The organism is Kribbella sp. NPDC023855 (assembly GCF_040639475.1).
GTDB lineage: Bacteria > Actinomycetota > Actinomycetes > Propionibacteriales > Kribbellaceae > Kribbella.
Genome location: NZ_JBFAAA010000012.1, coordinates 37421 through 61178 on the forward strand (window position 1 = coordinate 37421; position 23758 = coordinate 61178).

Annotated in this window: 25 protein-coding genes; 15 read left to right on the forward strand and 10 right to left on the reverse strand. The window is 68.1% G+C overall.

Annotated elements, in window-relative coordinates:
* Position 1: 1 nt before the first annotated feature.
* Positions 2-1243, forward strand: a complete 1242-nt coding sequence (locus tag AB0F51_RS31725; RefSeq protein ID WP_360285780.1) for an APC family permease — start codon at positions 2-4, stop codon at positions 1241-1243.
* Here the strand turns inward: AB0F51_RS31725 and AB0F51_RS31730 are convergent.
* From AB0F51_RS31730 to AB0F51_RS31745, 4 genes are all read right to left on the reverse strand, one after another.
* Positions 1224-2273: an ABC transporter permease subunit gene (locus AB0F51_RS31730; protein ID WP_360285781.1), complete on the reverse strand. Its 1050-nt coding sequence runs from the start codon at positions 2271-2273 to the stop codon at positions 1224-1226. The two genes, AB0F51_RS31725 and AB0F51_RS31730, sit on opposite strands and share 20 nt — an antisense overlap.
* Positions 2270-3160 (reverse strand): ABC transporter ATP-binding protein, encoded by an 891-nt coding sequence (locus AB0F51_RS31735; RefSeq protein ID WP_360285783.1) that lies wholly within the window; start codon positions 3158-3160, stop codon positions 2270-2272. The genes AB0F51_RS31730 and AB0F51_RS31735 overlap by 4 nt, the downstream gene beginning before the upstream one ends.
* The gene (locus tag AB0F51_RS31740) at positions 3157-3549 is read right to left on the reverse strand and encodes a GntR family transcriptional regulator (protein WP_360285785.1); all 393 of its coding nucleotides are present in this window, start codon (positions 3547-3549) and stop codon (positions 3157-3159) included. The genes AB0F51_RS31735 and AB0F51_RS31740 overlap by 4 nt, the downstream gene beginning before the upstream one ends.
* A 67-nt stretch (positions 3550-3616) precedes the next feature.
* On the reverse strand, positions 3617-4927 hold the full coding sequence (locus tag AB0F51_RS31745) for a deoxyribodipyrimidine photo-lyase (protein ID WP_360285786.1): 1311 nt from the start codon (positions 4925-4927) through the stop codon (positions 3617-3619).
* 97 nt (positions 4928-5024) lie between these two features.
* Here AB0F51_RS31745 and AB0F51_RS31750 point away from each other — a divergent pair, with 97 nt between their 5' ends.
* The 4 genes from AB0F51_RS31750 to AB0F51_RS31765 all read left to right on the forward strand — a co-directional run bounded on the left by AB0F51_RS31750 (position 5025) and on the right by AB0F51_RS31765 (position 8651).
* Positions 5025-5729, forward strand: a complete 705-nt coding sequence (locus tag AB0F51_RS31750; RefSeq protein ID WP_360285787.1) for a metal-dependent transcriptional regulator — start codon at positions 5025-5027, stop codon at positions 5727-5729.
* A 74-nt stretch (positions 5730-5803) separates the two neighbouring features.
* Complete coding sequence (locus tag AB0F51_RS31755) at positions 5804-6574, forward strand: class I SAM-dependent methyltransferase (RefSeq protein WP_360285788.1); 771 nt, start codon at positions 5804-5806, stop codon at positions 6572-6574.
* 14 nt (positions 6575-6588) lie between these two features.
* Positions 6589-7959 carry an aminodeoxychorismate synthase component I gene (pabB, locus tag AB0F51_RS31760; RefSeq protein WP_360285789.1) on the forward strand — a complete coding sequence of 457 codons (1371 nt, stop codon included), beginning with the start codon at positions 6589-6591 and terminating at the stop codon, positions 7957-7959.
* A complete protein-coding gene (locus AB0F51_RS31765) occupies positions 7956-8651 on the forward strand; it encodes an aminotransferase class IV (RefSeq protein WP_360285791.1) in 696 nt (231 codons plus the stop codon). Before pabB ends, AB0F51_RS31765 begins: the two co-directional genes overlap by 4 nt.
* On the opposite strand, the gene AB0F51_RS31770 is transcribed toward AB0F51_RS31765, so the two are convergent.
* Positions 8648-9160, reverse strand: a complete 513-nt coding sequence (locus tag AB0F51_RS31770; RefSeq protein ID WP_360285793.1) for a histidine phosphatase family protein — start codon at positions 9158-9160, stop codon at positions 8648-8650. The genes AB0F51_RS31765 and AB0F51_RS31770 overlap by 4 nt on opposite strands.
* Before the next feature lie 10 nt (positions 9161-9170).
* On the reverse strand, positions 9171-9569 hold the full coding sequence (locus tag AB0F51_RS31775) for a VOC family protein (RefSeq protein ID WP_360285795.1): 399 nt from the start codon (positions 9567-9569) through the stop codon (positions 9171-9173).
* An 82-nt stretch (positions 9570-9651) separates the two neighbouring features.
* On the opposite strand from AB0F51_RS31775, the gene AB0F51_RS31780 reads away from it, so the two are divergent.
* From AB0F51_RS31780 to AB0F51_RS31800, 5 genes are all read left to right on the forward strand, one after another.
* Positions 9652-10011, forward strand: coding sequence for a GntR family transcriptional regulator (locus AB0F51_RS31780; protein WP_360285797.1), 360 nt, complete (start codon positions 9652-9654; stop codon positions 10009-10011).
* The gene (locus AB0F51_RS31785) at positions 10008-10919 is read left to right on the forward strand and encodes an ABC transporter ATP-binding protein (protein ID WP_360285798.1); all 912 of its coding nucleotides are present in this window, start codon (positions 10008-10010) and stop codon (positions 10917-10919) included. The genes AB0F51_RS31780 and AB0F51_RS31785 overlap by 4 nt, the downstream gene beginning before the upstream one ends.
* Positions 10916-11704, forward strand: coding sequence for a hypothetical protein (locus AB0F51_RS31790; protein WP_360285800.1), 789 nt, complete (start codon positions 10916-10918; stop codon positions 11702-11704). The genes AB0F51_RS31785 and AB0F51_RS31790 overlap by 4 nt, the downstream gene beginning before the upstream one ends.
* A gap of 70 nt (positions 11705-11774) precedes the next feature.
* Positions 11775-12713: an ABC transporter ATP-binding protein gene (locus tag AB0F51_RS31795; protein ID WP_360285802.1), complete on the forward strand. Its 939-nt coding sequence runs from the start codon at positions 11775-11777 to the stop codon at positions 12711-12713.
* Entirely contained in the window at positions 12710-13441 is a 732-nt protein-coding gene (locus AB0F51_RS31800; protein ID WP_360285804.1) for an ABC transporter permease, read from the forward strand. The genes AB0F51_RS31795 and AB0F51_RS31800 overlap by 4 nt, the downstream gene beginning before the upstream one ends.
* A gap of 866 nt (positions 13442-14307) precedes the next feature.
* Here AB0F51_RS31800 and AB0F51_RS31805 read toward each other — a convergent pair.
* From AB0F51_RS31805 to AB0F51_RS31820, 4 genes are all read right to left on the reverse strand, one after another.
* On the reverse strand, positions 14308-16962 hold the full coding sequence (locus tag AB0F51_RS31805; protein ID WP_360285805.1) for a glycogen debranching protein: 2655 nt from the start codon (positions 16960-16962) through the stop codon (positions 14308-14310).
* Between the two features lie 16 nt (positions 16963-16978).
* On the reverse strand, positions 16979-17989 hold the full coding sequence (locus tag AB0F51_RS31810; protein ID WP_360285807.1) for a LacI family DNA-binding transcriptional regulator: 1011 nt from the start codon (positions 17987-17989) through the stop codon (positions 16979-16981).
* Positions 17990-18093: 104 nt separating this feature from the next.
* A complete protein-coding gene (locus AB0F51_RS31815) occupies positions 18094-18927 on the reverse strand; it encodes an LLM class flavin-dependent oxidoreductase (RefSeq protein WP_360285809.1) in 834 nt (277 codons plus the stop codon).
* A 34-nt stretch (positions 18928-18961) separates the two neighbouring features.
* Complete coding sequence (locus tag AB0F51_RS31820) at positions 18962-19702, reverse strand: SDR family oxidoreductase (RefSeq protein ID WP_360285810.1); 741 nt, start codon at positions 19700-19702, stop codon at positions 18962-18964.
* 181 nt (positions 19703-19883) lie between these two features.
* Here AB0F51_RS31820 and AB0F51_RS31825 point away from each other — a divergent pair, with 181 nt between their 5' ends.
* The 5 genes from AB0F51_RS31825 (at position 19884) to AB0F51_RS31845 (ending at position 23728) form a co-directional block, all read left to right on the forward strand.
* Positions 19884-21392 carry an AlkA N-terminal domain-containing protein gene (locus AB0F51_RS31825; protein ID WP_360285812.1) on the forward strand — a complete coding sequence of 503 codons (1509 nt, stop codon included), beginning with the start codon at positions 19884-19886 and terminating at the stop codon, positions 21390-21392.
* Position 21393: 1 nt separating this feature from the next.
* Positions 21394-21957, forward strand: a complete 564-nt coding sequence (locus tag AB0F51_RS31830) for a GNAT family N-acetyltransferase (RefSeq protein WP_360285814.1) — start codon at positions 21394-21396, stop codon at positions 21955-21957.
* Positions 21954-22439, forward strand: a complete 486-nt coding sequence (locus tag AB0F51_RS31835; RefSeq protein WP_360285815.1) for a methylated-DNA--[protein]-cysteine S-methyltransferase — start codon at positions 21954-21956, stop codon at positions 22437-22439. The genes AB0F51_RS31830 and AB0F51_RS31835 overlap by 4 nt, the downstream gene beginning before the upstream one ends.
* 46 nt (positions 22440-22485) lie before the next feature.
* On the forward strand, positions 22486-23079 hold the full coding sequence (locus AB0F51_RS31840; protein WP_360285816.1) for a YdeI/OmpD-associated family protein: 594 nt from the start codon (positions 22486-22488) through the stop codon (positions 23077-23079).
* Between the two features lie 103 nt (positions 23080-23182).
* Positions 23183-23728: a PadR family transcriptional regulator gene (locus AB0F51_RS31845; protein ID WP_360285817.1), complete on the forward strand. Its 546-nt coding sequence runs from the start codon at positions 23183-23185 to the stop codon at positions 23726-23728.
* The last annotated feature ends 30 nt before the right edge of the window (positions 23729-23758 follow it).

The following is a 23758-nucleotide window of genomic DNA, read 5'->3' on the forward strand; positions in this document are numbered from 1 at the left end:
CGTGGTCGAGCTGGCGCGGCGGCTGGGGGTCAGGGACGCGGCAGTCATCGGGCTCGGGTCGATGGTCGGCGCCGGCGTCTTCGCGGTCTGGGCTCCGGCTGCTCGGGCGGCCGGCTCACTGCTGCTCGTTTCGCTGGTGATCGCGGCGTTTGTTGCCTACTGCAACGCCGCCGCGTCGGCCCAGTTGGCTGCGGTCTACCCGGTTTCGGGCGGCACCTATGCCTATGGCCGGGAGCGGCTCGGCCCGTGGTGGGGCTACACGGCCGGCTGCGCCTTCGTGCTCGGCAAGACCGCGTCGTGTGCCGCGATGGCACTCACGTTCGCGACGTACGCAGTACCGGATCATGAGTGGGCGCGGCGGCTGATCGCCTTGGCCGCGGTGGTCGCGCTCGCGGCGGTGAACTATCGCGGCATCACCAGGACCGCGGCGCTGACCCGGACCCTGGTCGCCTGCACGCTCACAGTCCTCACCATCGTCGTGATTTTGCTGCTCACGACGTCGACCGACCACGTCACCGACTGGACCGCCGGCACCAGCCCGTACGGCGTACTGCAGGCCGCCGGTCTGCTGTTCTTCGCCTTCGCCGGTTATGCCCGGATCGCCACCATGGGGGAGGAGGTCCGCGAACCGGCCCGCACCATCCCGCGCGCCATCCTAATCGCTCTCTTCGGTGCCGTCGGCATCTATCTCGTCATCGGCGTCAGCCTTTTGTTTGCCCTCGGCCCGGATCGGATCGCCTCGTCGCCGGCGCCGTTGGCCGCCGCGGTGGAAGCGGCCGGCGCGGCCTGGGCCCAGCCGATCGTCAGAGTCGGCGCCGCACTGGCCAGCCTCGGCGCGCTGCTGGCACTGATCACCGGCATCGGCCGGACTTCGCTGGCGATGGCCCGCAACCGGGATCTCCCGGTCTGGCTTGCCGCCGTCCATCCGCGGTTCCAGGTGCCACACCACGCGGAGATCGCGCTCGCGGCCGTGGTCGGCATCCTGGTGCTGACCACCGACCTGCGTGGCGTCATCGGCTTCTCGTCGTTCGGAGTCCTGCTGTACTACGCGATCGCCAACGCGTCGGCGTACACGCAACCGGCCGGGGATCGGCGGTGGCCGCGAGTCCTCAACATCCTCGGGGTAGCGGGATGTGTCGTCCTCGCGGTCACCTTGCCGCTGACCTCGGCCGTCATCTGCGCCGTCCTGCTGGCGCTGGCTTTGCTCGCCAGATGGGTGCGGCTCAGGAGAGATCGCGCCTGATCCGCCAGAAGCAGAAGCCGGTCAGGCCCGCCGCGAGCAGCAGGAACAGGCCGGTCTCGCGCCACTGCAGGCCCCAGAACCGGTTGGCCGGGATGTACTTGATCTGTTGCCGATAGCCCTCGTCGGCGAGCTGCTGGAAGCACGCGTCGAAGGATTTGCGGGCCGGGTCGGCGGTGGCGTTCGGCGGTTGCGGTCCACACTTCGCCAGCCACTGCGGCAGCTTCTTCTGGACGACGCCGGCCGAGTTCACCGTGTGCTCGGAGATCTTCCAGAAGCCTTCCTGGCCCTCGAGCTTCGCCTCCAGCTGCACCACTTCCGCGTCGTCCTCCGGACCGGTCAACATGAATCCGCGCATGTTCTCGGCCGTGACGACGACCTTGGCCTCGGCCGGTGTCATCAGGTGCGGCCGGAGCAGCAGCGGTGACAGCACCTGGACCGCGATCACGGCCGTGAGAGTGACGGCGATCGCGACCACACTGCGGCGTACGACGAGACCGACCGCGACGCCCAGGGCGAACGCGAACGCCACGTAGCCGATCGGTACCACGCCGCGGGCTCCGAAGACCGGAGGCAGGAGCCGCGGCACGTTGAAGATGCCGGACGACTGACCGGTGTTGATCGCGTCGTCGATCGGGTCGGACCACCAGGTCACCGCCAAGCTGAGCAGACCGGTGACGGCCATCGCGCCCAGGCCGGTGACGGCCAGTTTGGTGACCAGCCAGCGGGTCCGGGTGATGCTCTGGTTCCAGACCAGCCGATGGGTGCCGGCTTCCAGTTCGCGGGCGATCAGCGGTGCGCCCCAGAACGCGCCGATCACCGGCGGAGCGGCGTACACGAGAACCTGGCCGACGACGTACAGGTAGGAGTTGATCCGCTCCAGGCCGATGCGCTTGAGGAACTCGGTCGAGTAGCGCTGGTAGTCGTCGGCCAGGCCGGGGCCGGTCACCACCAGGAAGACGGCGAGGAGCGCGACGGCGCCGATGACCACCAACGCCTGCAGGCGGAACTGCCGCCAGGTGAGCCAGATCATCGCTGTACCTCCAGCAGAGGGCGGTTGTTCTTCGGCGCCGAGGTGGAGCGGCCCATGTAGGCGAGCACGATGTCCTCGAGGGTGAGCTGGGAGATTGTCCAGGCCGGGTCGAGGATCGGGTCGCTGGTGCGGACCAGGTACGTCGACTGGCGATCCGTGTGGCTGACGCTGACGATGTGCTGGTTTCCCGGCATGGACTTCTCGTCGCGGCGCGGGCCGACCAGGCGGTAGTGCGTGGCGAGCAAGGTGTCGATGTCGCCGCTGACCTGGACGCGTGAGTCGACCAGGACGACCAGGTAGTCGCAGGAGCGCTCGACGTCGGAGACCAGGTGCGAGGAGAGGATGACGCTCAGCTCGTGCTCGGTGACGGCCTCCATCAGGTCCTGCAGGAACTCGCGCCGGGCCAGCGGATCGAGCGCGGCGACGGGTTCGTCCAGGATCAGCAGCTCGGGCCGTTTGGCGACGCCGAGCGTCAGCGCGAGCTGGGCGCGCTGGCCGCCGGACAGCTTGCCCGCCCGCTGCTTCAGGTCCAGGCCGAGGCTCTGGATCCGTGCCAGGGCGAGCGATTCGTCCCAGCCCGGGTTGAGCCGCGCGCCGAGCCGGAGGTGGTCGGCGACGCTCAGCCGCGCGTACGTCGGGGTGTCCTGCGCGACGAACCCGATCTTGGCGAGCTGTGGACCGCCGGCCGGTGCGTCGAGCACCTCGATGGTGCCGGCGGTCGGGGTCAGCATGCCGACGGCGAGGTTCAGCAGGGTGCTCTTGCCTGCGCCGTTCGGTCCGACCAGACCGACCACGCGGCCGGCCGGGACGTCCAGCGTGCAGTCGGTCAGCGCCCAGCGGCGGCCGTATTTCTTGCCCAGGCCTTGGGCACTGAGTGCGGTGGTCACGCTATCCCCTTCTGAGCGGCGGACCGAAAGGTCGTCTGGAACAACGCCTCGATGCTGTCGTCGTCGAGCCCGGCCTTGCGCGCCTTGGTCAGCCAGCGCTGCAGGTCGGTACGCAACGGCCCGTGCGCGGCGAGGCTGTGGTCGGTCAGCGTCTTGGTGACGAAGGTCCCGCGCCCTGGCCGCGCCGCGACCAACCCTTCGTGCTCCAGCTCGCGGTACGCCTTCAGCACCGTGTTCGGATTGATCGCCAGCTGCCCGACCACGTCCTTCACCGTCGGAAGCTGGTCCCCCTCCCGCAACAACCCCAGCCGCAGGGCGTTCTTCACCTGCTGAACGATCTGCTGGTACGGCGAGACCCCCGACCGCCCGTCCAGATGGAACTCGATCATCCTCAACCCCATTCATCTAGTTAACTAGCACAATACCCCGATGAGGGAGGAGGTCAAGTGGCTGCGCTCAGCGCAGGGCGGCGTAGCGGCGGAGAGACTCCTGGCGAGCTTCGGCGTGATCGACGATCGGGGACGGGTAGTCGACGGCGTTCGAGGACTTCCAGGGTTCGTGCGCTGTCTTGCCGGGGAGGTCCGCGAGCTCGGGCACCCAGCGGCGTACGTAGTCGCCCTGCGGGTCGAACTTCAGTCCCTGGGTGGTCGGGTTGAAGATCCGGAAGTACGGCGAAGCGTCCGCCCCGCAGCCCGCGACCCACTGCCAGTTCAGTGAGTTCGACGCCAGATCCCCGTCAAGCAGGTTCCGCATGAACCAGCGCGCGCCGTGCTTCCAGTGCACATGCAGGTCCTTCACCAGGAACGACGCCACCACCATCCGCACCCGGTTGTGCATGAACCCGGTCCCGGCCAGTTGCCGCATCCCGGCGTCCACGATCGGGTACCCCGTCATCCCGCGGCACCACGCCTCGAAGACATCTCCCGGTTCGTCGTACTCCATCCGTTCGAACTCCGCCCGCACCGGTTTCCACGCGGCCTGCGGATGCCGCGCGAGCAGTTCCGCGCAGAACTCCCGCCACGCCAGCTCCCGCCGGTACCCCTCCGCTCCTGCACTCCGCTCCCGTGCGAGATCGGCGAGCATCGTCCGCGGATGGATCTCCCCGTATTTCAACGGCGCCGACATCCGCGAGGTGGCATCGAGATCCGGCCGGTCCCGCACCTGCCCGTACTCCGCGACTTCGTCGAGGTACCGCTCCCATCGCTCCCGAGCCGCCGCCTCGCCGGCAACCACCTCGACCGCCTTGAGCGATTCGCCACTCGGGAGGTCGACCCAATCGACCCGGTTCGGCGCATCCACCGGTTGCCGCCAGCCATGGTCGAGCCACGCACGGAAGTACGGCGTGAACACCTGGTACGCCGAGCCCTGCTGTGTCAGCACCCGCCCCGGCGCAACGGCGTACGGCGAACCCGTCGCAACCAACGGACACCCAAGCGCCTTCTCGACAGCCGCATCGCGTCGCTGCCCATACGGCCCGAAGTCCGCCGACACGTGCACACTCGCCGCCCCGACTTCGGCCGCCACCGCCGGAACGACCTCCACCGGATCCCCACGCCGTACGACGAGCCGCCCACCGATCGACTCGGACAGACTCCGCAAAGAAGCGGTCAAATGATCCCGCCGAGGCGCACCTGCCTGATCCCACAACAACGGATCGAGGACGAAGAGCGCGACCACCCGCCCGTCACCCGCCGCGACCGCGTCCAGCAAGGCCGGGTTGTCCGCCAGCCGCAGATCCCGCCGAAACCACATCACCGCAGTAGCCATCACCCAATCCTGTCCGACGCACAACTTTCGGAGACACTTCACAGGAATCGAACACACGATTGGGTAAGGCTTGCCTGAGTAGGTGAGAATGGATGTCGTGAGCGAGCTGATCGATACCACCGAGATGTACCTGCGGACCGTCTACGAACTGGAAGAAGAGGGCATCCTGCCGCTGCGCGCCCGGATCGCGGAACGGTTGCACCAATCCGGCCCGACGGTCAGTCAGACGGTGGCCCGGATGGAGCGCGACGGCCTCGTCACGGTCGAGGGCGACCGTCATCTCGAGCTCACCGAGGTCGGCCGGATGCAGGCCACCCGGGTGATGCGCAAGCACCGCCTGGCCGAGCGCCTGCTGGTCGACGTGATCGGGCTGGAGTGGGAGGACGTGCACGCGGAGGCCTGCCGCTGGGAGCACGTGATGAGCGACGCGGTCGAGCTGCGCCTGCTGAAGATCCTCGACAACCCGACCGAGTCGCCGTACGGCAACCCGATCCCGGGCCTGGAGGAGCTGCAGAAGGACGGTCAGGCGACCGCGATCGGCGAGTTCCGGATGGGCGTGGAGCCGCTGGTCAAGGTGCTCGACCAGGCCACCGGTGACTCCGTGCGGGTGCTGGTCCGGCGGATCGCCGAGCCGGTGCAGACCGACGACGACGCCATGTCGGTACTGCGCCGCGCGGGCGCGCTGCCCGGCCGCGAGGTCGACTCGACGCTCGATGCGGAGGGCGTGCTGGTCGGCAGCCGCGAGGCCGGCGGTGTGATCAGCGACGAAACCGCGGGCCACATCTTCGTCAGCGTGGTTTAAGACTCTACTAAGAAGTGGGACCGACAGCTCTCGATGATGTACTGAGAGTGGTCAGGCAGTAACGTCTGTCCGCGATGCCTGAGAACGAGATCGACTGGCCGGAGTACCTGCGGGAGTTCCACACCGCGGCGCCGGGCAGCACTGAAGCCCTGTTGTCACGAGCCGTGGCCGGGGACCACACGCCCTATCGCTGGCTGGTCCGTGCGGTCTCCGGCGAGGCGCGGCGCGTCCTCGACCTTGCCTGCGGCAACGGCCCGGTCGCGCGCGAGCTGTACGGGCGGTGGGTGGTCGGCGCCGACAACAACGCCGCACAGCTGGCCGGCGCGCCCGGTCCTAAGGTCCAGGCGGACGCGCGGCACCTGCCGTTCGCCAACGAGGCTTTCGACGTGGTCACCTGTTCGATGGGGCTGGCGGTCCTGCAGCCGCTGCCCGAAGTACTGGCCGAGGCTGCTCGCGTACTGCGACGCGGCGGCGTGCTGGCCGCGACGGTCCCGGCGGTCCGGCCGTTGCGCCGCAGCGACCTTCGCACGCTCACCAGTCTCACCACCCGGCTGCGGTCGACGCCGCAGTTCCCTGGCGGTGGCGAGATCAAGGATCTGAAGGATCAGTTGCGGGCGGCCGGGTTCGACGTGATGGAGTCGCAGCGCGAGCGGTACGCGTACACCGTGCGAACCCTCGACGACGCCCGCCGCCTGGTCGGTGCGCTCTACCTGCCCGGTACTTCGGACAAACGCCGCGAAGTCGCCGCCGTCTGGCTGGCCGAACGCGGCGCGAAGGAGCCTCTCCAGGTCGCCATCCCGATCCGCCGCATTACGGCCATGCGCACCAAGGTCGCTCTCCACTAGGTACCGTTCATGCTGTGCCTGCTCTGATCTGGTCCGTCCGTGCGCTTGATCATGCGCTGGACGGTGAGCGGATCTACCGGGAGCTGCTCGCGGACGAGCCGGCCGCCTTCTGGCTCGACGGCAGCCTGACCGACCGGCACGTCCGCCGCGTCTCGGTCCTCGGTACGTCGAGCGGTGCCGACGCGGAGGTCGTCGTACGGGATGTCGCCGACGGTGACGTCTTCGTGGAGCTGCAGCAGCTGTTGAGCGCGCGGTCAGCCCAGCTGGACGCAGTACCGGCTGAGCTGCGGGATGTCTTCAGCGGCGGTTATGTCGGGTACTTCGGCTACGAGCTCAAGGCGCTCACCGGGGGAGCGGCCGCGCACGAAGCGCCGACTCCGGATGCGTTGTGGATCTGGGCCAACCGTTTTGTCGTCGTCGATCACGAGGAGGATCGCTCCCTTCTCGTCGCGGTGCATGCTCCTGGCGATTCTGGGGCGCGCGAGTGGCTGGACCGTGCGGAGTCGGTTGCCGCGAGCTGGTCCATGGGCTGGCTGGGCGCGCCTCCGATCGCCGAGCTCGAGCTTGAAGCGCACCTCGAGCAGGATCGCGCCACCTACCTGGCCGGGATCGACGCCTGCATGGCCGCGCTCGAAGCCGGCGAGACCTACGAGGTCTGCCTGACGAACCGGGTCCGGCTGCCCGCTGTCGACGACCCGTTCGGGTTCTACCTCTGGCAACGACAGAGCAACCCCGCGCCGTACTCCGCCTTCCTCCGGTACGGCGAACTGGCGGTGGCGAGCTCGTCGCCCGAGCGGTTCCTGACCGTGGACGGCGACGGCTGGGCCGAGTGCCGGCCGATCAAGGGGACCGCGCCGCGTTCCGCCGACCCGGCTCAGGACCAGCTGGTCGCCAAGGCGCTCGCGGAGGACGAGAAGACGCGGGCCGAGAACCTGATGATCGTCGACTTGATCCGCAACGACCTCGGCCGGGTCAGCGCACCGGGGACTGTGCAGGTGCCGCAGTTGATGGCTGTCGAGAGCTACGAGACTGTGCATCAGCTGGTGACGACGGTTCGCGGGCGGCTGCGGTCCGGGGTGGACGCGATCGACGCAGTACGGGCGTGTTTCCCGCCGGGGTCGATGACGGGGGCACCGAAGATCCGCACGATGGAGCTGCTCGACGAGTTGGAGTGGTCGGCGCGTGGGGTGTACTCGGGGGCGCTCGGCTATCTGACCGTGGACGGCCGGGCCGATCTGAGTGTGGTGATCCGGACCGCGGTGATGACGGCGGGGGAGACCGTGGTGGGGGCGGGCGGGGCGATCGTGCTCGACTCGGACCCGGTCGCGGAGTACGACGAAATGGTGCTCAAGGCAACAGCAACGATCCAGGGGCGGACGGTATGACTTCCTTGCAGGTGGCGGATTCCTTCTTGGTTGCCGACGGCAAGGTGCGTGGTCTCGCCTTGCACCGGGAGCGGTTCACAGCGTCGTGCGCGGCGCTGGGGGTCGAGGCCGGCGGCTTCTTCGACGACCAGGTCAAGCGGCTGCCCGGGTTCGGCCGGTGGTTCCCGCGGTTCGAGCTGACCACCGACGGCGAACTGGCCGTCCAGCTCCGCCCGGCACCACCCCAGGGCGGCCGGATCCGCGTCGCGGTCCGGCCCGATCCCCGCCGTACTCCGCGCGTGAAGGGCCCGGATCTCGAAGTACTCGGGGAGTTGCGGGCCGAAGCGGCCGCAACCGACCGCGCCGACGAGGTCCTCCTGGTCGCGCCGGATGGCATCGCCCTCGAAGGCGCCTACTCAGCCCTGCTCTGGTGGGAAGACGGCGTCCTGTGTGTCCCGCCGGCCACCCTCCCGATCCTCCCGTCCGTCACCGCCACCCTCCTCCGCCGCCTGGCCACCGACCGAGGCACCGAGATCGCCGAACGCACCCGAACCGCCGCCGACCTCGCCGACGCCGACGAAGTCTGGCTGGTCAACGCCCTCCACGGCATCCGCCCCATCCACGCCTGGCACACCAACCCGATAGACCCGCTCCCCCTCTCGACATCCTCCGAGTGGCAACAATCCCTAACCACCCTGGCCACACCGCTCTAGAGCTGAACGACGGTCTTCGCCGCCAGATCGACGACGTGGGCATCGGGAAACCGTAGAGCTGCCCAGAACGCACCCGGGTCATCCAGGCCGATGGTTGCCGTGAGCCACAACGTCATCGCCATGCCGTGCGAGGCGATCACCACCGGCCGACCGTCGGCTGCCGCGACGTGCTCGGCGACCCCAGCCGCGAAACGCCGGACGACGTCCTCCCTGGCCTCCCAGTCGGTGTGGTCCACCCCGCCGACATACGCCCGGCGCTGCGTCCGGAAGTCGTCGTCGTAGGCCTCGACCCGCGAGATCTCGTCGAACCGCCGATCCTCGATCACCCTCCCGGCCGGCGCAACCGTCCCAATCGCCTTCGGCTCCGAACTCGCAACCAGCCGCGCGCCGACCGGCAGCCGCCGGCAGAGCGCGCGTGCGGCGACCTCCCCCTCCGGCGCCAACACCCAGTCCCGAGCGGCCACATCAGGCCCGTGAACCGGCATCCCATGCCGTACCAAGATCAGCACCCGTGGAGCGCTAGTCGTCTAGTTCAGTAAACAGGGTCAACTGAATGCCGCCTGGGGTTTCCAGGCGGGCGTTGAGGGAGTTCCAGGGGGTGCGGGTGGGGTCGGCGATGATGGTGGCGCCGGCCTCGGAGAGTTTCGCGGTGGTGGCTGTGGAGTCGTCTACCTCGAGGGCTACGCGGAATTTGCCGGCTACTCGGCGGCCTACCTCGACCTTGTCGATGAAGTCGGCCTGGTTGGGGTCGGCGATTTCCAGGGTGGCGCGGCCGGCTTCGAGGATCGTTACTCGGCCGTCCTCGGACTCGTAGGCCTCCCGTTCGCTCAGTCCGAGCACGTCGCGGTAGAACGCGACGGCCTCCTCGTAGTCGTCGACGGTCACGACCAGGCGCAGTTCTCGCACGTTGTCAGTCACGGTTGTACGGTACCGACCCCGGGTGCTACGGTTCGTTAGTCAAGTAATGAACCTACGAACCGAAGAACCAGGAGGGGGCACAGTGTTCGACGATCGCAGCCCGATCTATCTGCAGATCGCGGAGCAGATCAAGAACGACATCGTCACGGGTGCCCTCGCCGAGGACGAGCAGGTCATGTCGACGAACCAGTACGCGGCGTTCTACCGGATCAATCCCGCCACCGCGGCCAAGGGGTTCGCCCAGCTGGTCGACGAGGGCGTGCTCTACAAGAAGCGGGGGATCGGCATGTTCGTCAGCCCGGATGCGCGCAAGCTGCTGCGGACCGGCCGGCGCGACTCGTTCTTCACCGAGGTGGTCGATCCGATGATCCGTGAGGCCAAGGCGATCGGCGTACCGCTGAGCGAAATCGTCGAGTACGTCCAGAAGGAGGGGGAGCAGTGAGCGGCCTGGGAGTGAGGACCGAGAGCCTGACCGTCACGTTCGGCGGTGTACCGGCGCTGGACGGGCTGGACCTGCGGCTCGCGCCCGACAAGATCCACGGGTTGCTGGGCCGCAACGGCTCCGGCAAGAGCACGCTGGCCGCCACTCTGGCCGGCTTCCGGCAGCCCGACAGTGGCCGAGTCCTGATCGAGGGCGATGAGCTGGGCGGCGGGTTGCCGCCGTACGAGGATGCCGTCGTCACCAGCCGGATCTGCCTGATCCGCGAGTCGGGTGACCTGGTCGACTCCGCGCTGGTCAAGCACGTGCTCGCTCTAGCCGGCGCCCTGCGTCCGTACTGGAACGAGGACTTGGCCGGCGAGCTCCTGGACAAGTTCGAAGTACCGACCGGGAAGAAGGTCCAGAAACTCTCCCGGGGCAAGAAGTCCGCGCTCGGTGTCGTGCTGGGACTGGCCAGTCGCGCGCCGCTGACGATCTTCGACGAGACCTACCTGGGCATGGACGTGCCATCGCGGAACCTCTTCTACGACGCCCTGCTCGCCGACTACACCGAAGTACCGCGCACGATCGTCCTGTCCACCCACTTGGTCAACGAGGTCAGCGCGCTGCTCGAAGAGGTCGTCATCCTCGACAACGGCAAGCTGGTCACCCAGTCGCCGGTCGATTCGCTGCGCGGTCGCGGCGCCTCGATCGTCGGCCCTGCAGCCGCGGTCGACGAGCTCACCGCCGGCATGGTCGTCCTGGCCGAGCAGCGCCTCGGCGGCACCAAGTCCACCACTGTGCTTGGCGACCTGGACGACGGCCTGCACGCCAAGGCGCACTCGGCCGGACTCGAGATCGGCCCGGTCGGCCTGCAAGAACTCTTCGTCCATCTGACCGGCACGACGCGTGTGAAGGAGGGCTCGCGATGACCGCCACCACCCAAACAGCAGCCGGTACTACGGCCCGCGCGGCGACCCTGCCCGGGGCAGTCACCGCGACTGGGCGGCTGCGCAACGTGTTGCAGGCCATGATGGTCGGGCTGCGCCCGATGATCGTCGGGTACTGGTGTGTGATGCTGCTGGCGTTCTCGCTCGGCGGCCTGGTCATCAAGCTGTTCACCGGAGACCTGAACAGCAGCATGTGGGACTACGGGACGCAGTCCCCGAAGTACTTCTCCGCAGCCGTCGGCATCACCCTGACGCCCGCGCTGTTCACCTTGCTGGTCGCGCACGGCGTGACCCGCCGGATGTTCGCCGTGGCGGGCAGCATCCTTCTGCTCGGCGCGGCGGCCAGTACTTCGCTGCTCTGGGTGCTGGCCTACCAGGTCGAGCGCGGCATCTATGACTGGGCCGGGCTTCAGCAGGCGCTGGCCAATCCGCACCTGTTCACCAAGACGTCGCAGGCCGGCCTGATCTTCGTCGAGTTCTTCCTGCTGATCCTGTCGCACGAAGCAGCCGGCTGGCTGATCGGCAGTGCCTTCTACCGCTTCGGTTTCTGGAAGGGCGTCGCCTTCCTTCCGCTCGGTCTGCTGCCGGCCGCTGCCGCCGAGTTCCTCCTGGTCGCCCAGTGGATGGCTGACGCTTTGGCCAACACGGGCTACCACCGACCCCCTCTGGCTGTCGGCATCCCAGGAGTCCTTGCAGTCAACGCCATCGCGCTGTACTGCGCCTACCTGCTGATCCGCCCGATGGCACTCAAGCCCGCCAAGGGCTGACCCGCTTCACCTTCTCCAGCACCCATAGCTCCGCTTCACCCAAGCCCGCAGTACCGAGGGAGGCTTTGCCATGCCCGCAGAACCGTCTGAAGGCGACTTGGTCGTCGTCACTCACCTTCGCAAGACCTATGGCACTACCGTCGCTGTCGACGATGTTTCGCTGACCGTCACCGACGGCGAGATCTTCGGCATCCTCGGTCCGAACGGGGCCGGCAAGACCACCACGGTCGAGTCGATCGCCGGGCTCCGTACGCCGGACGGCGGAACCGTCCGGGTGGCCGGCCTCGATCCGCGCAAGCGACGGGCCGAGCTGACGTCGCTGGTCGGCGTCCAGTTGCAGGCCAGCGAGTTGCCGGAGCGGATCAAGGCCCGCGAGGCGCTCCAGCTGTACGCGTCGTTCTATCCCAACCCGGCAGACCCGGACGAGCTGCTCGAACGACTCGGACTGACCGGCGTACGCGACACCGCGTTCGGCAACCTGTCCGGTGGGCAGAAGCAGCGGCTGTCGATCGCGTTGGCGCTGATCGGCAACCCGAAGATCGCCATCCTCGACGAGCTGACCACCGGCCTCGACCCGCAGGCCCGGCGCGACACCTGGGACCTGGTCAAGCAGATCCGCGACTCGGGCGTGACGATCATCCTGGTCACGCACTTCATGGCCGAAGCCGAGTACCTGTGCGACCGGATCGCCATCATCGACGCCGGCCGGGTCGTTGCCCTGGACACCCCAGCCGGGCTGGTCGATGCGGCGCGCGGCGGGGAGCGGATCAGCTTCCGGGTCCAGGGCGAGCTGGACGAAGCAGTCCTGAAAGCCTTGCCCGCTGTCGATTCCGTCAGCTACGAGACCGGCCGATTCGTTGTCACGGGCAACGACAACCTCCTGGTCGAGGTGGTCACCGAACTGGCCGCCCGCGGTCTCCCGCCGCGCGACCTGCACACCGAGCAAACCACCCTGGACGACGCGTTCCTCGCCCTGGCGGGCCGGGACTTCGAAGGAGCGGACCGATGAGCCAGACCCTCGCACTGACCCGGATCGAGACCAAGCTGTTCCTGCGCGAGTGGACCGGGCTGTTCTTCATCTTCGCCCTGCCGGCCGGGCTGCTGACCGTCTTCTCGCTGATCAACGACGGCAACGACGGCGGTGACAACGGCGTACCGGTGAGTTTCCTGCCCACCATGGCGATCGGGATCGGCATCAGCCTGCTCGGGATGGCCGCCCTGCCGGCGGTCCTGGCCGGCTATCGTGAGAAGGGCGTGCTCCGGCGGATGTCGACGACGCCGGTCCGTCCGGTGAAGCTGCTGGTGGCGCAACTGCTGCTGCACCTGGCTGCTGCCGCCGCGGTGATCGTTCTGATCCTCGGCCTGGGGGCGTCGGCCTTCGGCGCCGAACTGCCCGCCTCGCCGTTGCCGTTCACCCTGTCCGCGCTGCTCTTCACAGTGGCGATGCTGTCGATCGGCGTTCTGATCGCCGGACTCGTCTCGACCGCCAAGGCCGCCAACATCGTCGGCAACCTGCTGATCTTCCCCAGCATGCTCTTCGCGGGTGTCTGGACGCCGGGCGACCTGATGCCCGAGTCGATCCGGTGGCTCCGCGACATCACCCCGATGGGCGCCGGCATGACCGGCATGCAGGATGCCTGGTCCGGTCAGTGGCCCGGCCTGGAGAACGTCACCGCACTGCTCGCCGTCACGGTAGCCTGCGTCGCACTGGCAGCCCGATTCTTCCGCTGGGAGTGACGATTCGACCAGCAGGGCAGACAATTCCACCACGTGCAAGGGCGGCAACGCTTCTCCTGCTGGTACTCCGAGTTCGTCCCCACGTCACCCAAGCGTCGAGCTGGACCGGAATGGTGCCGTCTCATCCAGATCCTTCTCAGGAGGGCATGTGACCTGAACCAGTCGCCGGCCGCCCTCGGGCCTGGCCGTACGGCTGCAACTACTACAACCTCTGCCTCTACGAAGGCGGGGACTTCACCGGACTCAAGGGTTCGCTTTACGACTGCCGTGAGTACCACGTCCCGTACTACTTCGAGTCCTACGTCAACAATCAGACCCGGGGCACGGTCGGCGCCTTCCGCAACTCCGGCCACGTCACATCGCCTTCACCCGGGCCACTCCATCAAGCGCTCGTTACGACTACGGAACCACCACGTTCTAGGTGCAGCCGTGCTGATCGTTTCACTGCGGTAGGTCACCGGATGGGCGAGGTTATGCACAGGGGGTGTGTATAACCTCGCCCATTTCTGTGGACGGTTGAGTGCTCGCTGTGGACGACACGCGGCGGTTCCCGCCTTAACGGAATCTCTGTGGAGTAAAGGGTTGTGCGGCCCTCGCCAGGGGAGTAGAACTGTCGGCACGCTGCTCTTTCCGGAGCGGTGGGTCGAGCGGAAACCGAGGACCCTAGCGGTGGGGATCCCCACCGAGGTAGACCGGTGACGGGGTTTGCCGGCCCCACGGATTCGTTCGGGAAGCTGGAGACGTCACCTTCCTTCAGCTCTTGTGGGCCCCTCCGACTCATACTCGGAGGGGCTCACTTCTTTCCGCCCATAACGGAACCGGCCGGCGCACCATTTAGTGCACCGGCCGGTCTCGTGGTGGCGCTCTCAGCGAAGAGTGATCCGCAGCATCGCGTGCGGCCCACGAGCCGCCACCCGCACCTCGGTGCCCCGCGCCGTCGTCACCAACTGGTACTGCGTCGCGCGACCGTCGAGCGCTACCGCACCCACCTTCGCGCCCGCGGGCAGCACCGCGCCAACCGTCATGGTTGCCCGCAGCCCCTTGCTGCGCACGTCGGTCCGAAGCTCCTTACCCACAATGGATGCGGCGACATCGATAGAGCCACGACCGAGCCGGATGTTGCTCCCGGCTACCTTCTGCTGGCCCGCCGGAAGCTGCGGGACGACGGTCACCTTCCCGTGCCCGAGATCCGGGTCGACCCCCAGTTGCTGGTGCACGACCGGCCACAGTACGCCGTACGTGCCCCAGGCCTGCAGCGCCATCGAGCGGTCGGTGAAGGCCCGGTCGATGTTCGCGGGGGAGTCCGGTGACGGCGCGATCTCCGGCATCGCGCCCGGCGTCTCCCAGACCTTCGGGTCCAGCTGGATCCGGGCGTTGCCGGTGGTGTAGACCTGCTGCTGGTTCTTGCCGAGCCGTCCGAAGTTGCCCTCGGCAACCGCCATGATCGAGGTGTTGAGCGAGAAGATGGCCCGCTCGCTCTTCACAGCCGAGACGACCGTGTCGCACGACGCGCCCGGATTGCCGGCCGGATCCGAGGTCGGTCCGGTACCGGTGTGGAACAGGCCGAACTCGCCTGTGTAACAAGGCTTCTCGCGCTGGTCGAGGGCGATCTTGGCATGCTCGGTCGAGGCCAGGGGAGTGGTCGGCTTGCCCGGGCGGACCAGCTCGGCCTCCATCGGGGTGACGCCGGTCCAGTGCCGCTGGAAGATCGGCGTGTTGTCGTTCGCGGGGTTCGCCGGGTCGTCGATCGAGTCGGCGTACCCGAAGGCCTTCTCGACCCACCACTGCGCCTCGAACCGCTTTTCCACGTCGTTCGCCTTGGCAGTCGCCCACTGCTGGATCGGCCGGTCGTGGCGCGATGCCGCCAGGTCGGCGAGGTCGCGCAGGCCGCGGGCGAGGTACACGGTGCTGTCGAGCTTCTCCGAGCCCATGCCGCTGCGCTCGACGTTCGCGAGTCCCTCGAGCCAGCCGTCGTTGTCCTTGTCGAGTTCGCGGTAGACGTACTTGAGGTTGCGCACGCTGAAGTCGTACATCTCGTCGCGGAACCGGTTGTCACCCGTCCACCGCCACAGCAGCGCGACGGCGCTGGGGAACTTCACCGTCTCGTCGGTGTTGCCGGCGCTGGTGTTGGAGCCGAAGTACACGTCGCCGGTCGGCATCACCTCGTGGGCGACCTTGCCACTGCGGTTGTTGAGCAGGTCGCTCACGTCGCGCAGGGCCCGCAGGTGTTGCTTCACCGTGTCGAACTGGCCGGCCGCGACCGCGGCGTACGAGGTGTACTCGCCGTCGGTTGCGAACAGCCACGGGTAGTCGGGGAAGCCGGCGCCGAACCACCGCGCGACGTCGACGGTGCCGACCGGTGCGGGGTACGACTTGCCTTCGTTGACGTCGCGGATCCGCAGGTTGCGCGCTTCCTGGACGGAGTCTGCGAGGTTCTGCTTGCTCCACTCGACACTCTGCTGCAGTAGCCGGTCACCAGGCAGGTCTACCGCGGTCATCGCGCCGATCGCGGCACGGCTCTTCTTCTTTGCCAGCAGCAACTTCTCCGGGTTGCTGATGGCCCGCTTGTACTCGCGCTGCGCGGCCGCCTTGCCGTCGTCCGATCCGGCGACGGCGAACCACACGGTCGTCGTACGGCCGGGCTTGAGGTCGACGGTGTAGGTGAGGCGTCCGCCGGTGCCCTTGCCGAAGACGCTGTCGTCGCAGTGCTCGGGCGCCGGACCGTCGGCTGGGCAGATGACGGCTGGGTCCTGAGGGCCTCGGTGGTTCGGGCCGAGTGCGTGACTCACCGGGCGGAGGGACGAGCCGACGATCGCGTTGTAGTCGTGCGTTGGCGAGTTGGGCACGGGCGGGGTGCCCTGGTCGCGGAATCGCAGGGTGCCGTCGGCGTACGAGCCGCTGTCTGGAAGGTTCGTCTGACCGGCGTTGGGGGTGGTGCCGCCCCACGGGTAGGCCGGCATGAGCTCGGAGTGCGCGTCGACGTCGAGCTTCACGGTCTTGCCCTGGTTGGACTTGAGCGTCAGACCGACGAGCGTCGCACGGATGCCGTCGGGCACGAAGTCGGTGCGCTCGACACTGACGCTGCTCGGATAGCTGATCCGCTGGTAGCCGTGACCACTCGTGTACTTCGCAGCCGCGACGTCCTTCCCGAGCCACGCACCGTCCACCCCGAACCAGATCCCGTCGAGCAACTTCAGCGGAGGAGTCCAGATCCCACCCATCTCACCCCGCGTATGCCACCCGGTAGCCGGATACAACCCGTCCTCGGCCCCCATCGCATAAGCCCGATCCCCCACCACCAACGACCGCCGATCCTCCAACCGCGAGGACTCCGACAACTCAGCGGCCTGTACTCCGGCGTGGGATTCAGCGGCCTGTACTCCGGATGCCGGCTCTCCAGCAGAAGCGATGGAAGGAATGCCGCTGATCGCAAGGACAGTAGCCGCGGCGATCAACCCACCCGCACCGGCGTACCGTCTTCTGACTTGTCTTCTGGTTCGTCCGACAGGGCGGAGTGTCATGACGTTCTCCTTCGTGTCAGCCAGGTGCTGAGCTGCCCCTGACTACTAGCTCCGGTTGCAGGAGTCGTTCGGTGGCGCCGGCCGGGGCCGGGGTGGTGAGGATGTCGATCAGCTCGGTCGCGATCTGGTCCATCGGCTGCCGGATGCTGGTCAGCGCCGGCGAGACCACCGAAGCAAGCGGTGAGTCGTCGAACCCGGTGACAGCGACCTCGACACCGGCGGTGAGTCCACGCCGGGTGAGTTCGCGCAACGCGCCCAGAGCAAGGATGTCGCTGATGGCAACGATCGCGTCGATCCCGCGATCCGCGTCGAGCAGTTCCGCAGTACCGCGAGCACCTTCGTCGATGGTGTCTTCCTGGCAGTGGAAGGCGAGTTCGCGACCGGCGGGAAGGCCGAGTTCGCGGCAGCTGGTCTGCCAGCCGGTCAGTCGGTCCTCCGCGAGTCCGGAGGTCTTCGGCCAGCTGAGGAAGCCGATCCGGCGCCGCCCGGTCTTGTGCAGGTGGCGGACCGCGGTGGCGCAACCGCCGGCGCCGTCGACGTCGACCCACGGGCCGGGCTGGGTGGACTGCTTCCAGACCCGGCCGAACGAGACGAACGGGATCTGCTGCTCCTTCAGCCAGCCGTGCCGCGGATCATGCGTCTCGGTCTGCGACAGCACGAACCCGTCCACGAGCCGGCGTGCGTGCAGGTCCTCGTACACCGGCATGCCCTCGACTCCGACCGGGGCGGTGAACAGCAGGATGTGCCGCCCACTGCTCTCGGCCGAGGCGCAGAGCGCGTGCAGGAACTGGTCCATCACCAGATGCGCCTGACCGTTCGGCCAGCTGGGGACGCAGTACCCGATCAGCTCGACGGCGCTGGTCCGCAGACTGCGCGCGATACGATTGGGCCGGTAGTTGAGCAACTCGATCGACCGCGTCACCCGTCGCAGGGTGTCCGGCCGGAGTCGATGGGGTGCGTTCAGCGCGTTGGAGACGGTCTGCACCGAAACCTCCGCATGAGCCGCAACCTGCTTCAGCGTAGCCACGACAGACCCCCTCCGCTGCACCGAGGACGAGCGTTTTAACGTTCAAACGCTTTCGCAGTCTCACCCCCAACTGCTTTCCCTGTCAACGGTTGGAGCTCAGAAGCTCAGGTCAGGCTCGGCGGGCCCGCTCGGAGGATGGCTTCGGCTTCGCTGCGAGGCCCCGGGGCGATCCACCGCCCCCACCAGGTCGCCCCCGCCGCGGCGAACTCCGCGGCATCCCCGCCACTCACCTTGATGTCGAAACAGCCCGGACGGGCGGCAGACCCCACGGCCGGCACCCCCGGTACGACGAACGCCGCCCGCTCCGCGAGCAGCAGGCGGACATCGTCCGGAGTGAGCTTCTCCGGTGCGGCCGGGGTGCCCTTGTAGGCACAGGATCCGTCCCAGCGAAGGATTCTGCGGCGGACCGCGGGCACGAGCAGGTTGCCGCCCACCCAGATCGGGATGCGGGGTTGCTGGAGAGGTTTCGCGCTCAGCTGCGCACCGTCGAGCCGGTAGTGCTTGCCCTGGAAATGCACCGGTTGCCCGGACCAGAGGCGGGAGATGACCTCCAACGACTCGTCCAGTTGTTCGGCCAGCACCTTGGCGGAGGTGGGCTGGTCCCAGAGATCGTTGGGGTCGCCGATCCCGACGCCCAGGACGAAACGGCCGGCTGACAAGTGATCCAGAGCGACAGCCTCGGCGGCGAGCTTCCACGGATGACGGCGGGGCACCGGCGTGACCGTCGTACCGAGGGTGATTCGAGCGGTTGCGGTGGCCATCGCGGCCAGGCAGATCCAGGGGTCGTAGGTCGGCTGGGACGCGTCGCCCTGGTAGGTCAGGTAGTCCTCCAGGAAGACGGCGTCCCAGCCACAGTCCTCGGCCATCCGGGCGAGTTCGCTCAGGCCGCGGGGATCGCGACCTGGGCCAACCGCTCCGAAGGTGACAGAGAAACGCATGCCGCCAAGCTAGTCAGGCGGACCGACAGTTTTGTCAGGCGGAGTGGCCGCCGTCGATGGTCAGTTCGGTGCCAGTGACGAACGAGGCGGCAGGGCCGGCCAGATAGACGACGGCTGCGGCGACCTCGTCGGGCTTGCCGAACCGGTCGAGAGCCAGGTGCGCGCGCTGCGCCTCGGCGTACGGGCCGTCGGCCGGGTTCATCGCGGTGTCGGTCGGGCCGGGCTGTACGACGTTCGAGGTGATGCCGCGGGGACCGAGATCCCTCGCGAGGCCCTTGTTCATCCCGACCACCGCCGACTTGCTCATCGCGTACAGGCTCATCCCCGGCCCGGTGTTGCGCTCCGCGATGCAGCTGCCGATGTGGATCATCCGGCCACCGTCGGCCAGTACGCGGGACGCCGCCTGCGCCGCGACGTACGGGCCGCGGACGTTGATCGCGAGGACCCGGTCGAGCTCCTCGAGCGCGACGTCATCGACCATCCCCACCGACCCGACCCCCGCGTTGTTGACGAACAGGTCGAGCCCACCCAGTACGTCGTGCGCGCGGGTAACCGCCGCGGCAACCGCAGTCGCATCAGCCGCGTCGGCCTCGATCGCGTACCCGCGCCGTCCGGCCGCCTCGATCTGCTTGACCACCGCGGCCGCGTCGTCCGGCGAACTGTTGTAGGTGATCGCCACATCGGCGCCCCGCTCGGCCAGCGCGACGGCCACCGCCGCACCGATCCCACGGCTTCCGCCGGTCACCAGCGCCAGCTTGCCAGTCAGTTCAGTCATTTGCTCAGTACCACTTTCTCGTTGTCCTGTGGGGTCTTCACTGACTCCAGTTGACCCGCCCGGGAGCCGCCGGGCTCGCGGAAATGCGCCACGGGGTCCTGAGGTCGTATTTCCGCTACTGGCCGGGCAAGGCTGCGACGGGCTGAGCACCTCGATGGCGTAAAACCGCTAGAAAGTGTCGGTGGCGGCAGGGATGCTGGGGGACGTGTACGAATGCGTCGAGCGGTGCGTGCGAGCGGTCCAGTCGAAGGACGCGCGGTTCGACGGCTGGTTCTTCACCGCCGTCCTGACCACCAAGATCTACTGCCGGCCGAGCTGCCCGGTGGTGCCGCCCAAAGTCGAGAACATGCGGTTCTACCCGAGTGCCGCGGCTGCCCAGCAGGCCGGGTTCCGCGCCTGCAAGCGATGCCGGCCGGATGCCAGCCCGGGGTCGCCCGAGTGGAACGACCGGGCCGACCTGGTCGGGCGCGCGATGCGGTTGATCGGCGAAGGCGTGGTCGACCGCGACGGCGTACCGGGTCTGGCCGCCCAGCTCGGCTACAGCGTCCGCCAGGTGCAGCGGCAGTTGCAGGCCGAGCTCGGTGCCGGGCCACTCGCGCTCGCTCGGGCGCAGCGGGCCCAGACCGCGCGGCTGCTGATCGAGACCAGTTCGCTGCTGCTGGCCGATGTCGCTTTCGCGGCGGGCTTCTCGAGTGTGCGGACGTTCAACGAGACGGTGCAGGAGGTCTTCGCGCTGTCGCCGAGCGAGCTGCGCGCCAGGGCCAAGCGCCCGAACGCGAGCGTCACTCCCGGCACGATCTCGCTGCGGCTCCCGTTCCGCCAGCCGCTGACGCCGGACAACCTGTTCGGGCACCTGATCGCGACCGGAGTGCCGGGCGTCGAGGAGTGGCGTGGCGATGCCTATCGCCGGACGTTGCGGCTGCCGCACGGGCACGGCGTGGTCGCGCTGCGGCCGATGCCGGATCACATCGCCTGTCAGTTGTCGCTCACCGACCAGCGCGACCTGGCGATCGCGATCAGCCGCTGCCGCCGGATGCTCGACCTCGACGCGGATCCGGTCGCAGTCGACGAGCTGCTCCGCGCCGATCCCGTGCTGGCGCCGCTGATCGAGAAGGCGCCGGGCCGACGGGTGCCGCACACGGTCGACGGCGAGGAGTTCGCAGTACGGGCTGTGCTCGGGCAGCAGGTGTCGACGGCTGCGGCGCGGACTCATGCGAGCCGGCTCGTGCAGTCGCACGGCGATCCCATCGACGACCCGGGTGGCGGCCTGACGCACTTGTTCCCGCGGATGGAGTCGCTGGCGGAGCTCGACCCCGAGACGCTCGCCTTTCCGAAGTCCCGGCGTACGACGCTGACCACGCTGATCGCCACGCTGGCCGCGGGAGAGATCGACCTCGGCGCCGGCAGCGACTGGGACAAGGCCCGTGAGCAGCTCGCGGCGTTGCCCGGCATCGGACCGTGGACGGTCGAGTCGATCGCGATGCGCGCGCTCGGTGACCCGGACGCCTTCGTGGCCAGCGATCTGGGCATCAAGTACGCCGCCCGCGAGCTAGGGTTGCCGGAGGCACCCAAAGCGCTGACGGAGCACGCGCGGGCCTGGCGGCCGTGGCGCGCGTACGCCGTGCAGTACCTGTGGGCCACCGGCGACCATGCCATCAACAAGATTCCCGCCGTCGAGATCGCGGAGTGAGATGACCCTGAACCAGCGCCCCGAGTTGACCACCGACCGCCTGCTGCTGCGGCAGTGGAAGGACAGCGACTACGAACCGTTCGCGGCGATGAACGCCGACCCGGTCGTGATGGAGCACTTTCCGGCGCTGAGCACCCGGGCCGAGAGCGATGCCCTGATCGAGCGGACCGAGGCGTTGTTCGCCGAGCGGGGCTTCGGGTTGTGGGCGGTCGAGGTCAAGGAGACCGGGCAGTTCATCGGTTTCACCGGTCTGGCGGTGCCGCGCTTCGAGGCGCACTTCCTGCCGGCCGTCGAGATCGGCTGGCGGCTGGCGAAGGATGCCTGGGGCAACGGTTACGCGACCGAGGCGGCCCGCGCGTCGCTGGCGTACGCGTTCGGGCCGGCCGGGCTGGAGGAGCTGGTCTCGTTCACGGCCACCACGAACACGCCGTCCCAGCGAGTGATGGAGCGGATCGGGATGACGCACGCCGAGGACTTCGACCACCCGCGGCTGCCCGCGGGCCATCGGCTGGAGCGGCACGTGCTCTACCGGATCACCCGCGCGCAGTGGGAGTCGTCGCAGTGACCTACACGGTGATCGACAGCCCGATCGGGCCGCTCACCGTGGTGGCGGCCGGCACCGGCGAACTGGCCGGCCTCTACATGGAGAAGCAACGGCATCTTCCGCCGCTGGAGACCTTCGGGTTGCGCGACGACTCGATCCTGCCGGAGGTCGAGCAGCAGCTGAAGGAGTACTTCGCGGGGGAGCGCACCACCTTCGACGTACCGCTCAAGCTGACCGGCACGCCTTTCCAGCAGCGCGTGTGGGAGGCGTTGCAGGACATCCCGTACGGCGAAGTCACGACGTACGGGCAACTCGCTGCCTCACTCGGTCTGGTGCCGGGCGCTTCGCGAGCGGTCGGGCTGGCCAACGGCAAGAACCCGGTCAGCATCATCGTGCCGTGCCACCGGGTGATCGGGTCGACGGGCAGCCTGACCGGGTACGGCGGCGGGTTGGACCGCAAGCAGCGCCTGCTCGACCACGAACGGGCCGACGTACTTTTCTGAACAAAGTGCTCATTGGGTGAGCATTTATCGGGTGCATGCTGTTGTCATGGGCACACAGGTCAAGGCCAAGCAGGTAGTCACCGACGCCGAGGCGTTCGAGCCGGCGACAATCGAGGAGTGGCGCGACTGGTTGCGGCAGAACGGGCGGACCGAGCGGTCGGTGTGGGTCATCGTTCGTCGCGATGGCGGTGGCATCAACCTGGCTGAGGCGGTCGAGCACGCGCTCTGCTTCGGGTGGATCGACAGTAAGACGCTGCGACGCGACGACACCAGCACCTACCAGACCTTCACACCGCGCAATCCGCGCAGTACCTGGAGCCAGGTCAACCGCGACCGCGTCGAGAAACTGCTCGCCGCTGGTCTGATGGAGGCGCCCGGTCAGGAGTTGATCGACCTCGCCCGGCGTACCGGCACCTGGGACTGCCTGGCTGAGGCACAGAACGGCGTGATTCCCGCCGACCTGCAGGCAGAGCTCGACCGGTCCGAGGAGGCCGCCGAGAACTTCGCCGCCTTCCCGCCGTCCTCCAAGCGCCGCATCCTCGAATGGATAGCCCTAGCCAAACGCCCCGAAACCCGCCGCACCCGCATCACTCAGACCGTCGAGCTCGCCGCGATCAACCAACGCGCGAACCACGGCTGACAGCTATTTCAGCCAACCCGATGAGCGGTTCCTCCTGGTGTGGCGTGTGAGGTGGGTTGCAATCAGATGCAGTGCAACTCGTTGCATAGGTATGGTCAGCCACATGGCTCTTGAGCACGCGATTCTCGTCTCGCTGACCGAGCGCGCCGGGTCCGGTTACGAGCTGGCCCGCCGCTTCGACCGGTCGATCGGGTACTTCTGGCCGGCGACCCATCAGCAGATCTACCGGGTCCTGCGCCGGATGGACGAGGCCGGCTGGGTGACCCATCAGGAGATCGCGCAGGACGGCCGCCCGGACAAGAAGGTCTACGAGGTTTCCGACGCCGGCCGCGAGGAGCTCACCCGCTGGCTGGCCGAGCCCGTCGAGCCGGCGATCCTGCGCGACGGGCTGGGGGTGAAGTTGCGTGGGGCGTCCCTTGGCGACACGTCCGCAGTACTGCGGGAAGTCGAGCGGCATCGGGCTCACCATGCGACTCGGCTGGAGGTCTATCGCGGCATCCAGCGACGCGACTTCCCGAAGCCGGACAAGCTCAACGGCCGTGAACTGCACCAATACCTCGTACTGCGCGGAGGCATCCGGGCGGAGGAGTCCTTCGTGGCCTGGTGCGACGAAGTCATTCAGGCGATGCGATCGGAGCGCACCTCATGAGCGAGCGTAGCGAGCGAACAAATGACACAG